At 68.7% G+C, this 11,619-nt stretch carries 11 protein-coding genes; 3 read left to right on the top strand and 8 right to left on the bottom strand.

From position 1 onward, the window contains the following. The first annotated feature begins 501 nt into the window (after window positions 1-501). Both ACFE76_RS12860 and ACFE76_RS12855 read left to right on the top strand, forming a co-directional pair. Window positions 502-1,200: a hypothetical protein gene (locus ACFE76_RS12860; RefSeq protein ID WP_375432156.1), complete on the top strand. Its 699-nt coding sequence runs from the start codon at window positions 502-504 to the stop codon at window positions 1,198-1,200. A 300-nt stretch (window positions 1,201-1,500) separates the two neighbouring features. Then, entirely contained in the window at window positions 1,501-1,836 is a 336-nt protein-coding gene (locus tag ACFE76_RS12855; RefSeq protein WP_375432155.1) for an SdpI family protein, read from the top strand. A gap of 73 nt (window positions 1,837-1,909) precedes the next feature. Here ACFE76_RS12855 and ACFE76_RS12850 read toward each other — a convergent pair whose 3' ends face one another. From ACFE76_RS12850 to lpdA, 7 genes are all read right to left on the bottom strand, one after another. Continuing rightward, window positions 1,910-2,236 carry a hypothetical protein gene (locus tag ACFE76_RS12850; protein WP_375432154.1) on the bottom strand — a complete coding sequence of 109 codons (327 nt, stop codon included), beginning with the start codon at window positions 2,234-2,236 and terminating at the stop codon, window positions 1,910-1,912. 12 nt (window positions 2,237-2,248) lie between these two features. Further along, window positions 2,249-4,468 carry a transglycosylase domain-containing protein gene (locus ACFE76_RS12845; protein ID WP_375432153.1) on the bottom strand — a complete coding sequence of 740 codons (2,220 nt, stop codon included), beginning with the start codon at window positions 4,466-4,468 and terminating at the stop codon, window positions 2,249-2,251. A gap of 168 nt (window positions 4,469-4,636) precedes the next feature. Then, window positions 4,637-5,182, bottom strand: a complete 546-nt coding sequence (locus ACFE76_RS12840; protein ID WP_375432152.1) for a GNAT family N-acetyltransferase — start codon at window positions 5,180-5,182, stop codon at window positions 4,637-4,639. A gap of 10 nt (window positions 5,183-5,192) precedes the next feature. Continuing rightward, a complete protein-coding gene (locus ACFE76_RS12835; protein ID WP_375432151.1) occupies window positions 5,193-5,762 on the bottom strand; it encodes a DUF1990 family protein in 570 nt (189 codons plus the stop codon). Then, a complete protein-coding gene (locus tag ACFE76_RS12830; RefSeq protein ID WP_375432150.1) occupies window positions 5,759-6,346 on the bottom strand; it encodes an HhH-GPD-type base excision DNA repair protein in 588 nt (195 codons plus the stop codon). The genes ACFE76_RS12835 and ACFE76_RS12830 overlap by 4 nt, the downstream gene beginning before the upstream one ends. Further along, the gene (locus tag ACFE76_RS12825; RefSeq protein WP_375432149.1) at window positions 6,343-7,407 is read right to left on the bottom strand and encodes an LLM class flavin-dependent oxidoreductase; all 1,065 of its coding nucleotides are present in this window, start codon (window positions 7,405-7,407) and stop codon (window positions 6,343-6,345) included. Before ACFE76_RS12825 ends, ACFE76_RS12830 begins: the two co-directional genes overlap by 4 nt. A 238-nt stretch (window positions 7,408-7,645) precedes the next feature. Next, complete coding sequence (gene lpdA / locus ACFE76_RS12820; protein ID WP_375432148.1) at window positions 7,646-9,070, bottom strand: dihydrolipoyl dehydrogenase; 1,425 nt, start codon at window positions 9,068-9,070, stop codon at window positions 7,646-7,648. 106 nt (window positions 9,071-9,176) lie between these two features. Between lpdA and ACFE76_RS12815 the strand changes: the two genes are divergently transcribed. Then, window positions 9,177-10,703, top strand: a complete 1,527-nt coding sequence (locus ACFE76_RS12815) for a helix-turn-helix domain-containing protein (RefSeq protein ID WP_375432147.1) — start codon at window positions 9,177-9,179, stop codon at window positions 10,701-10,703. 45 nt (window positions 10,704-10,748) lie between these two features. On the opposite strand, the gene pdxY is transcribed toward ACFE76_RS12815, so the two are convergent. Further along, window positions 10,749-11,612: a pyridoxal kinase PdxY gene (gene pdxY, locus ACFE76_RS12810; protein ID WP_375432146.1), complete on the bottom strand. Its 864-nt coding sequence runs from the start codon at window positions 11,610-11,612 to the stop codon at window positions 10,749-10,751. Window positions 11,613-11,619 lie beyond the last annotated feature (7 nt).

Below are 11,619 nucleotides of genomic sequence, written 5' to 3'. Positions count from 1 at the left end.
TCAGCGAACTGGCTGATGCGGGCCCGTGCCGTCACCCTGACCGGGGTGGCGGCGTGGCGCCAGCCTGCCCGAAACCGCCCAGGACGGTCCGAACCGGGACTTGAAGGGGCGGGCACCAGCCCCCCACTCCCGGCTTCCATGCTTGTCCACAGCCGCCCAGGCCTGCTGCAGCCACGTCCCATCCCGAATGGCGCAATGATCAGCGCTTGCCTAACCGGGTGCCGGAGTCAAGTTGGAACGACTGCGCAGCGGTCACCGAAGATTGTGTGGTTGCAGCAACGCAACGACCCTCCCTACCGGTATACAACTCCTCTGTCGTGCCCGTCGTCTGCGGCCGGTCGTCCTGTCGCAGACCAAACCGGTCCCTTGGCAGTTTCGCCACGACTACGACGGCTGGCGCTTGGACGAGTCCGTCATATTCGTCGACGCGCTCTGCGGCGAATGACTCTCCCCGACCCGCCCCGGAGCTCAACCACTCCCGGCTTGTTCCGCCCGTTACTGGTGAACCCGATGCTTGGCGCCGGGCGCACAATCATCGCGCTCGCGCAGTTAAGTGTTCTGCTGTTCACTACCCCGCGTGCACTGTTCGTCCAGGTGGGCGACGACACGTTGGGCAGCAAGTGCGACGCCTACCCAGGCTTCATCTCCGCGTTCTGCTTAGGCCTGCCCTTGCCCTGGGCCACCGCTCTGGTCGGCCTAGGGCTTCTGATCGTCGCAAGCGGTTTCGCACCCCGCTACACCGCGATCCTGCACGCATGGCTGTCACTGTCCTTCACCAGCGTTGCTACCCTCCCGGACGGAGGAGACGTGATCGCCCAGGGCTACACCTTCTTGTTGATCCCGGTCCTGCTCGGCGACCGGCGCACCTGGCATTGGCAGAAGCCGTCGACGAGCCCTCGCCTCGCCGGAGTGACCTGGGCTGGCCTGTGGACCCTTCGCCTTCAGATGGCTTTCATCTACTTCGACAGCTCGGTGTCGAAGTTCAGCGTCGACGCGTGGCATCAGGGGACTGCAATCTACTATGTCACGCGGATGGAGTACTTCGGCTCCGCCGGCACCTTCAACGCCCTGTTCCACGCCGTAACTGCTATCCCCGCACTGGCCCTTGCCCTCTCCTGGGGCACCATGATCGCCGAGCTCACCCTCGCCGCCTCCTGCTCATACCCCGACCACGCGCTGCGCTGCTGGCCTGGGTTCTGACCCTCCTACTGCACATAGGAATCGTTGTGATGATCGGGCTCTTCAGCTTCGGATTTATCATGATCGGCGCCGTCACCTGCGCAACCTCTTCTTTGCTGTGGGACCAATTACGCCTCCACCCCCGCCTCGTACGCCGCTCAGCGAGCCGCCCAGAACGTCACTCCTCGCTACGCTCCACAGCTACCCAGGCAGCCGCCGCGTCCAGTACTGCTCCCGCGCCACCTGCCCAGCAATCAGCGAGAGCGAACATCTCAGAGAAGGTATAAACAGATGCTTGTCCCCACCCTGACAGTCGTCGCCGTGCTCGTCCTCGTGTGCGTGCTCTACCTGGCCCTAAGCCATCAGATCACCAAGGGCACCCTCGAGCGCCCGCCCAGCATGCTCACCGGGTTCGGAGTCCGTATCCCCTCGACGCTGAAGTCAGAGGCGGCCTGGCAGGAGTCTCACCGTGCCATCCGATCCCTCGCTGTGGCCGTGGCAGTCGAGTCGGCCATCGGAGCCGCACTCACCCTCGTTCTTCTCGCCCTCGGCCGGACCCCGACGGCCTTCATCGTTGCTCTAGTCGCAGCCGGCGTGATGATCGTCGCGTCGCTGGGAATGACGATGCGCGCGCGCACCGTAGCCCTGCAGCACTAGTTCCGCCCCGGCCTGACCCGCGCCGCTAACCGCCTCGCCGCCGCCTCGTTCTGGCCGCCGCTTCCCGCCGCCCTCACCCCTGCAGACCGCGCTCACCGCCCAGCCCAGCGCCCGCTACTACCTCACTGTCGAACGCGACGCCGTCCTCGCCGTCGCCTCCCGCCGCGACGCGTGGCACATCTGTTGCCATGTCGCCCAACAGCGCGGCACCGGTCAAGGCCGAGCCCTCCGCGCCCTCGTCGCACCGGCCCTCTGCGCAGCCGCCGACGCCAGCGGCACCCCCATCGAGGCCACCGCGTTCACACCAGGTCTCGCACTCCTCTACCAGGTCGAGATCTCTGGCGTGGTAGACGTTGGGCCCACCTTCCCACAGCCGCGCCAGGCGCTGCTCGACCGACACAGCTCAGCTAGGTCAGCGCCGCCCGTCGCGACCCGGGCCGGCACCCGGACCCGCGTCCGGGCCGAAGCGGGACTCGTCCCCGAAAGGTCCCTGCTGGGCTTCGGAACCGTAGACCAGCGAGGCGGGCGCCGGGTCGAAGGGGGTTGGCGGCAGGTCCTTGAGGTAGGCCTCCATCGCCGGCTTCCAGATCTCCTGACCGGAGTCTCCGCTGCCGGAGCCTTCGAGGGTCAGCCCGGTCGAGGGCACGGTGTAGTTCTTGACGCCGCTCGTGCGGTAATCCGCCTTGCCCTTGATGAACGGCGTGCGCTCGTTGTCGACCGAGATCATCGCCGCGCCGGACGCCTCAGGGGTGTAGCCGACGAACCAGACGGCCGCGTTGCTGTCGATGGTGCCGGTCTTACCCGCCTGGGGCCTCCCGTCGGCGGTGGCCGCGCGGATGCCGGTGCCGTCGGTCATCACGCTGGACAGCAACGTGTTCATCGTGTTCGCGACGTCGGTGGACAGCACCTGGGTGCAACCGGCGTCGGGCACGGTCAGCGACGTGCCGGTGCTGTCGGTCACCTTGTCCAGGATCACCGGGTTGCAGTGGATGCCGCCGGAGGCGAAGGTCGCGTACGCGGTGGCCATCGACAGTGGGCTGACCTCGACTGTGCCGAGGGTGAAGGACGGCTTGTCGTCATAGCTGCTGACCGGTGAGCCCTTGGTGCTGCTCTGGACGCCGACCTTCTCGGCCATCTTCGTCACGTCGCACATGCCGACCTGCAGGGCGAGCTGCACGAAGTAGGTGTTGACCGATCGTTCGGCGGCCCGCACCATGTCCATCACGCCGCTGGTGTCGGTGGAGTTGCTGACCTTCCAGTCACCGCCGACCTGGCGGGTGCCGTCGCAGCTCTCGAACGACTGGCCGGAGAAGTTCATCGTCTCGCGTGCGTCGAGGCGCTGCGAGAGCGGAATGCCCTGCTCGAGCGCCGCCGCGGCGGTGAACGCCTTGAACGTCGAGCCGGCCTGGAAGCCCTGGTTGCCGCCCATCTCCGGCGGCACCGAGTAGTTCCAGTAGGTCTCCCCCGCCTTCGCGTCGGCACCCATCACCGGCCGGCTCTGCGCCATCGCCAGGATCCGTCCGGTGCCGGGCTCGACCAGGTCCATCGCCGAGATCAGCGGGTCGGTCGCCCCGACCACCCGGCTCACGGTCTTCTGCGTGGCGTCCTGGGTCTTCGGGTCGATGGCGGTGTCGATCGTCAGCCCGCCCTGCCGGACGGCCTTCCGCCGGGCCTCCTCGGTGGCGCCGAGGCTGGGCATCCCCAGCAGCGTCCGCTCGACGTAGTCGCACAGGAACGGGTAGTCGCTGGGCTGGCACCCGTTGGGGACCGACTGCACCTGGTCGTCGTCGAAGCCACCCTTCTTCGCGCTCCTGGCCGCGGCTTGGGAGACGACGCCGAGCTCGGCCATCCGGGTGAGGACGACGTCACGTCGAGCCTGCGCGCCCTTCGGGTTGGTGACCGGGTCGAGCCCGCCCGGGTTCTGTACCAGGCCGGCCAGCATGGCGGCCTCGGGCAGCGTCAGCTTGGCGGCCGTGGTGTCGAAGTAGTGTTCCGCCGCCGCCTCGACGCCGTAGGCGCCGTCGCCGTAGTAGGCGATATTGAGATAACGCTCGAGAATCTCGTTCTTGGTCAGGGAGCGCTCGACCGAGATGGCGTAGCGAAGCTCTTTGATCTTGCGGGTGTACGTCCCGGCCTGTGCGTCCGCCACGGCCTGTTCGTTTCCGGCATTCTTCGCCGCCTCGACCTGGACCATCTTCACGTACTGCTGGGTGATGCTCGACCCGCCCTGGGTCACCCCGTCGGCCGCGGAGTTCCGCAGAAAGGCGCGGAGCGTTCCGACCAGGTCGATAGGGCCGTGCTCGTAGTAGCGGTGGTCCTCGATGGAGACGATCGCCTGCTGCATCACGGGCGCGATCTTGTCCAGCCCCACGTAGACCCGGTTCTCGCTGTAGAAGTAGGCGAGCACGTCCCCGTTGGCGTCGAGCACCTGCGAGCGTTGGGACTGAGCCTGCGCGTCGAGGTCGAGCGGCACGTTGGTCAGCTCGTCCGCCGCCGCCTTGGACGCCCAGGTCGCCGCGCCCACGCCGGGCAGGGTCAGCCCGGTGATCAGCAGACCCGCCAGCACGCTCACCGCAACGAAGGTCAGGGCGGACGCGGCACGGCCAAGAGGTCGTCGACGAGATGAGGGCATCTGAAAAGCGTAGAAGGGTCAGGCGCAGAACCCAACGAAAGAAAGAACGCACGGCCGAGCGGAACAATCTCGGGTCGCCATTCGTTGAGCGGTCCTTGTTCGCGGGTTTAGTCGCAGCGGCAGCTGAAAGAAAAGAGGATGGCCGCGGCGGCCTTTCTCACAGCATACTCACAACGGCCCCGTGTTTGCTGAGACGATGAGCTCGTAGATGATCTCCCGTCCGTCCTCGGGATCGATCTGTTCACCGACCGCCGCAAATCCGTACTGCTCGACCAGCGCGCTCGACGCCAGGTTGTCCGGCCTGATGGTGGCCCGCACGACCCGGACGGCCGGTTCGGCCGCTGCCCGAGCGAGCAACAGCTCCAGGGCCGCGCGGGCGTACCCGCGGCGGCGGAGCTCGGGCAGGACGGCGTAGCCGACCTCGACCATCCCGGCCGGATCGGGCGGCCCGTGGTAGCCGGCGCGGCCGACGACCGCACCGGTGGTCTGGTCCCGGACGGCACCGGTGATCCAACCCGCGCTGTCGGGGTCGTCGCGAACCTGGGCGCTGCGGCGGCGCCAGGGGCCGATCCAGCCCTCAGCCACGAAGACGTCGGGTAAGGGCAGCCCGGCCGCGCGCCGGGCGCCCGGCAGGTCGCCCCGAGCGAGTGCGTCCAGGGCGTCCGGGGTCAGCGCGAGGATCTCGACGACCGGACCGGGTGTTGGCGGAGGCACCGCGGTGGTCTCAGGGAGCGTGGGAGTCGGTGACACTCTGGGCGAGGGTGTGCAGCGCGGATACGTAGCGCTCGGTCATCAGCAGCTGAGCGGCCCGCGCGACCGGGCCGCCGAGGCGGGTGAACCACCGGCCGGCGCGGGAGAAGGCGACGATGGTGAAGCGGACCGTGCCGTCGGTCTCCAGCTCGACCAGGAACGACTCCTCGCCGCGCTCCGGGTGGCCCGGCAGCGTGCCGTAGACGAAGCCTTTGCGGGTCGGCTCGTCGATGACGGCGCCGACCCGGACCGGCACCCGGAACCGCACCGGACCGAGCTGCAGCCTGAGGACCGCGACCGTTCCGGTCCGCACCTGGAGGTCGGAGACCTGCGGGTGCAGGCCGGCCCGGTCGTGCATCTGCCAACCGAGCAGGGCAGCCGACGCCGCCTCGAACTGGCCGAGGCCGTAACCGATAGGCGTCGCAAGCCGCAGGTGGTGGTACCCGGCCGGGAGCCTGGCGCCCGAGGTCGCCCCCCGTTCGGCGTAGGTGAGCTCCTGCAGCTTGAGCTCGCGGGCGGCGTCGGTCTCGAGCAACACGGTCACGCCGCACTCCCCTGCTTGGCGGCGGCCTTGGCGGCGCGCTTCGTCGCCCGCACCTTGGCGAGCGACTCCTCGTCCACCACGTCGGCGACCGAACGGAAGCAGTCGGGCTCCCCGTACGCGCCGGCGGCCTCAGCCCAGCCGGGCGGCCGGACCCCGCGGCGCTTGGCCAGCACGGCGGTGAAGATCGACGCCTTCTGGTCACCGAAGCCGGGCAGCGCGGCGATGGCCCGCTTGACGTCGTCCCCGGTGGCGGCGTGCTGCCAGACCCGACGGGCGTCGGCGTCGAAGTCGTCCACCAGCACCTGGCAGACCTGGTGGACGCGCTTCCCCATCGAGCCGGGGAACCGGTGGATCGCGGGCCGCTCCGCGCAGAGCGAGACGAAGGCGTCCTCGTCCATGGCGGCGATCGCGGCCACGTCGAGCCGGCCGCCCATGCGCTCGGCGATGACGGCCGGGCCGGCGAACGCCTTTTCCATCGGGACCTGCTGGTCGAGCACCATCCCCAGGAGCAACGCGTTGTCGTCGCTGCCGAGCAGCTCGTCGGCGGCGGGATCCCCGGTCAACCAGAACGTCCCCACGGTCACCGTTCTCCTTCGGCGTCGCCGTCCTCGGTCGACGGCCTCCAACCCAGCTGCGGACCGAGCCGGGTGGCGATGTCGGTCAGGATCTGGACGTAGTCCTCGTGCTCGAAGGTGAAGGGCAGCGCGAACGCGACCTCCTCCACTTCGCGGAAGGCCGCATGACCGTGCAAGGCCTCGGCGATCTCGGCCGAGGTGCCCACGAGGTCGGGCGCGAACAACATCCGGCCCGGACCCAGCGGTTGCCTGGTCCGCGGCAGCCGAGCCTCGGCGTACGCGGCGTAGCGCCTGGCCTGCTCGGGCGTCGCGGTATCGGTCGGGATGACGACGAGGCCTTGGGAGACCCGGGCGTCGGCCCCGAGCGGGTGCCGCGCGCGGAAGCGGCGGATGTGCTCGGCCTGGATCCGGGCGAAGTCCCACCCCTCCCCATCAGCACCGCCCTCCTCAGCCCGGATCACGCTGCTGGTCAACAGGTTGAGACCGTGGTCGCCGGCCCACTCGACCGACGCCAAGCCGGCGCCGCCGTACCAGACCCGGTCGGCGAGGCCCGGCGCGTGCGGCTGGACGTGGTCGGAGAAGGCCTCGAAGCCCTCCTGGCTGGGGCCGCTGGTGACCGGTTCGCCCCGCAGGTGGGCCAGCAGCCGGAGGAGGCGGGTCGCGCTCAGGTCCTCGTTCTCCCAGGTGTCGGGATAGAGAGCCTCGCGGTAGCGCTCGTAGCCCATCGGCGTGCCGACGCTGAACCCCGGGTTGAGCCGGCCGCCAGACAACACGTCGACCGTCGCCAGGTCCTCGGCCAGCCGGAACGGGTTCTCCGCGCCGAGGGGGGTGACGGCGGTGCCGAAGGTGATCCGCGTCGTCCGCTGCGAGGCCGCCGCCAGCACCGCGACCGGTGAGGAGATGCCGAACTGCAGATGGCGGTGCCGCAGCCAGACGCTGTCAAAGCCGAGCTGCTCGCCGAGCTCGATGACCTGCAGGGTGTTCTCGTGGCCCGCGCCGGGGGCGTGCTCGTCGAAGACGCCGATCGTCAGGAAACCGAGCTTGCGCAGCGGGCGCTCGGGCGCGCTCATGGTCCTCCTCGACGTCGTGCCGGCCAGCCGTACGGCTGGCCCGATTCTAGGGCTGCGGGCGGACGGGTCCGGGCGGTCCCCCGGTAGCCTGACCGCCAGGTCGCCGACCCAGCCGACCCTGCAGATAGTGGCCGCGGCCGCCGGGGTCAGCCCCCACGCCGCGACGTTGATCATGCTCAGTTGATCATGGTCAGAAGTTGATCATGGTCAGAAGTTGATCATGCTCAGTTGATCATGATCAGAAGTTGATCATGTGGCCGGAGATACCGTGCGAGACCTCGAGCATGGCCTCGGACAGGGTCGGGTGGGCGTGGATGTTGCGCGCCACCTCCTCGGCCGTCAGGTCCCAGAGCTGAGCCAGGGTGAGCTCGGGCAGCAGCTCGGTGACGTCCGGTCCGATCATGTGGACGCCGAGGATCTCGCCGTACTTGGCGTCGGCGACCATCTTGACGAAGCCGACGGCCTCGCCGAGGCCGTGCGCCTTGCCGTTGGCGGTGAAGGGGAACTTGGCGACCTTGACGTCGTAGCCCTTGTCCTTGGCCTGAGCCTCGGTGTACCCGAACGAGGCCACCTGCGGCTGGCAGTAGGTGGCCCGCGGGATCATGTCGTAGTTGATCGGCATCGTCTCGACGCCCGCGATGGTCTCGGCGGCGACGATGCCCTGCGCCTCGGCGGTGTGGGCCAGCAGCAGCTTGGCGGTGACGTCGCCGATGGCGTAGATGTGGGGGACGTTCGTACGCATGTGGTCGTCGATGACGATCGCACCGCGCTCGCTGACCTCGACCCCGGTCTTGTCCAGACCGTAGCCCTGCGTGCGGGGCGCGAACCCGATCGCCTGCATCACCTTGTCGGCCTCGAGCACCTGCGAGTCGCCGCCCCCGCCGGCGGAGCCGGACTCCGTCCGGACGGCCGGTGACACCGTCACCTTGACCTTGTCGCCTGAGTCGTCGATGTTCTCGACCTTGGTGCTCAGCAGGAGCTTCACGCCGAGCTTCTTGTAGTGCTTCTGCAGCTCGGCGGAGATCTCCGGGTCCTCCAGCGGCAGCATCCGGTCGAGGAACTCCACGATGGTGACCTTGACGCCGTAGTTGGCCAGCACGTACGCGAACTCGGTGCCGATCGCCCCCGAACCGGCGATGATGATCGACTCGGGCAGCTCGGCGGTGAGGATCTGCTCCTCGTAGGTGACCACCCGGTCGGTGACCTTCGTGCCGGGCAGCAGCCGGGTGGTGGCGCCGGCGGCGACGATCAGGTTGTCGAAGCTCACGTCAGTGGTGCCCTTCGGCCCCTCGACGCTGACGTGGTGGTCGTCGGTGAAGGTGGCCCAGCCGTCGATCTCGGTGATCTTGTTCTTCTTCATCAGGAAGTGGACGCCCTTGGCCATCCGGTCCGCGACCGTGCGGCTGCGGGTGAACGCGGCACCGAAGTCGAAGGTGACGTCGCCGCTGATGCCGAACGTCTTCGCCTCGTGGTTGAAGATGTGGGCGATCTCGGCGTTGCGCAGCAGCGACTTCGTGGGGATGCAGCCCACGTTGTTGCAGACGCCACCCCAGTACTTGAGCTCGATGATGGCGGTCTTCAGACCCAGCTGGGCGCAGCGGACGGCGGCGACGTAGCCACCGGGTCCAGCACCCAGCACGACAACGTCATAGTGATCGGTCATGCCCCAACTGTAGGGGGGACAAACGTGGCCCGACCACTCACCCGACGGCAGGGCCGACACGCCGACGAGTTCGAAAATAATCTCACATGTGAGTTATCGTCGCTCGGTGACTGAGACCTACGCGGACCGCATCGGCGGCCTGATCCGTGACGCCCGCAAGCACCGCGGTCTGACCCAGACCCAGCTGGCCGACGTCCTCGGGACCAGCCAGAGTGCGGTGCACCGGATCGAGGCGGGCAACCAGAACCTCAGCCTGGACATGGTGAACCGGATCGCCGAGGCCCTCGACTCGCCGCTGATCTCGGTCGGCTCGAACGGGCCGCTGCACCTGCGGGTCCAGGGCGGGGCCAAGCTCAACGGCACCATCGAGGTCCGCTCGTCCAAGAACGCGGCCGTCGCCCTGCTCTGCGCCAGCCTGCTCAACCGCGGCCGGACCGTCATCCGCGGGATCGCCCGGATCGAGGAGGTCAACCGCATCCTCGAGGTGCTGACCAGCATCGGCGTCCGGGCGACCTGGCTGAACGCCGGCAGCGACCTCGAGCTGATCCGTCCCGACGAGCTGGACCTGGGCGCCATGGACGTCGAGGCCGCGCGGCGTACCCGCAGCGTGATCATGTTCCTCGGTCCGCTGCTGCACTCCTACCCGTCGTTCAACCTGCCGTACGCGGGTGGTTGCGACCTCGGCGTGCGCACCATCGAGCCGCACCTGCAGGTGCTGCGCCGCTTCGGTCTCGACGTGGTCTCGACCGACGGCTACTACCAGTGCACCGTCGACGAGACGGTCGAGCCCGTCCGCCCGATCACCTTGACCCAGCGCGGCGACACGGTCACCGAGAACGCCCTGCTGGCGGCGGCGCTGTCGCGCGGGGTCACCGTGCTACGCAACGCGAGCTCGAACTACATGGTCCAGGACCTCTGCGTCTTCCTCACCCACCTCGGCGTGGAGATCGACGGCATCGGCACCACCACGCTGCGGGTGCACGGGGTGGAGAGCATCAACACCGACGTCGAGTTCGCGCCGTCGGAGGACCCGATCGAGGCGATGAGCCTGCTGACGGCGGCGATCGTCACCCAGTCGGAGATGACGATCCAGCGGGCGCCGATCGAGTTCCTCGAGATCGAGCTGGCGATCCTGGAGGAGATGGGCCTGGACTTCACCCTCAGCGACGAGTACGTGGCCGCGAACGGGCACACCCGGCTGGTCGACCTCAGCATCCGCCCCTCGAAGCTGCGCTCCCCCATCGACAAGATCCACCCGATGCCGTTCCCCGGTCTGAACATCGACAACCTGCCCTTCTTCGCCGTCATCGCCGCGACCGCCGAGGGCAAGACCGTCATCCACGACTGGGTGTACGAGAACCGCGCCATCTACCTGACCGAGCTGAACCGGCTCGGGGCTCGGGTTCAGCTGCTCGACCCGCACCGGGTGATCGTCGAAGGTCCGACCCGCTGGCGTGGCACGCAGGTGGTCTGCCCGCCCGCGCTGCGGCCGGCCGTCTGCATCCTGCTCGGCATGCTCGCTGCTCGCGGGGAGTCGGTGCTGCGTGACGTCTACGTGATCAACCGCGGCTACGAGGACCTGGCGAACCGGCTGAACGCCTTGGGGGCCAACATCGAGGTCTTCAGAGACTGAGTCTTCTGCCCTCGCTCCGCTCGGGCGCGGAAGGTCGGGTAGGGCCTACCGGAGTTTTCGCGCTTCGAAGGTGCGCGTGGGTTGAGCGATCTCGTCTTGGGCGGCCACGAGCTGCAGCTCGGACTCGCCGGTGGCGACGGTGACGGCCAGGACGCCGTAGACGACGGCCGCGGTCCGGGCGACGGCGTCGGCCACGTCACCGGAGCGTAGGTAGCTGGCGAGGAAGGTCGCGGCGGTCAGGTCGCCGGCCCCGGTGAACGTCCGGCCGAGCAGCGGCGTCCGGACCGCCCAGGCGCCGTCGCCGGACACCGCGACCATGTCGATGGTGTCCGGGTCGGCGTCGGTGTGCACGACGCTGGTGACCAGCACGATCTCGGGCCCCCGCGTGCGGGCGGCGTCGGCGGCGGCGAGCACCTCCGGCATCGTCGTGGTCGAGCGGCCGGTCAGGAACTCGAGCTCGAACTGGTTCGGCGTGATGATCTGGGCCTCACGGATCACCCGGTCGCGCATCAGCTCGGGGATACCGGGCCGGACGTACATCCCTCGGCCCACGTCGCCGAGCACCGGGTCGCAGCAGTAGATCGCCTGCGGGTTGCGGGACCGGACCAGCGCGACCGCGTCCAGGATCACGGCGCCGACGTCGTCACCGCCCTGGTAGCCCGACAGCACCGCGTCGCAGCGGCCCAGCACCCCACGTTCGTCGATGCCCCGGATCACCTCGGCCACGTCGTCGGCGCTGAGCAGCGGTCCCCGCCAGTGCGGATAGCCCGTGTGGTTGGAGAAGTGCACCGTGAGCACCGGCCACACCTCGACCCCCATCCGCATCAGCGGAAAGGTCGCGGCGCTGTTGCCGACGTGGCCGTAGGCGACCGAGGACTGGATGGACAGGATGGTCGTCACCACCGACATTGTGCCC

Origin of the sequence: uncultured Friedmanniella sp. (assembly GCF_964244005.1) — a bacterium.
Lineage (GTDB): Bacteria > Actinomycetota > Actinomycetes > Propionibacteriales > Propionibacteriaceae > Microlunatus.
Note: the sequence above shows the minus strand (reverse complement) of the source record. Positions and strands in the feature narration are given on the sequence as shown.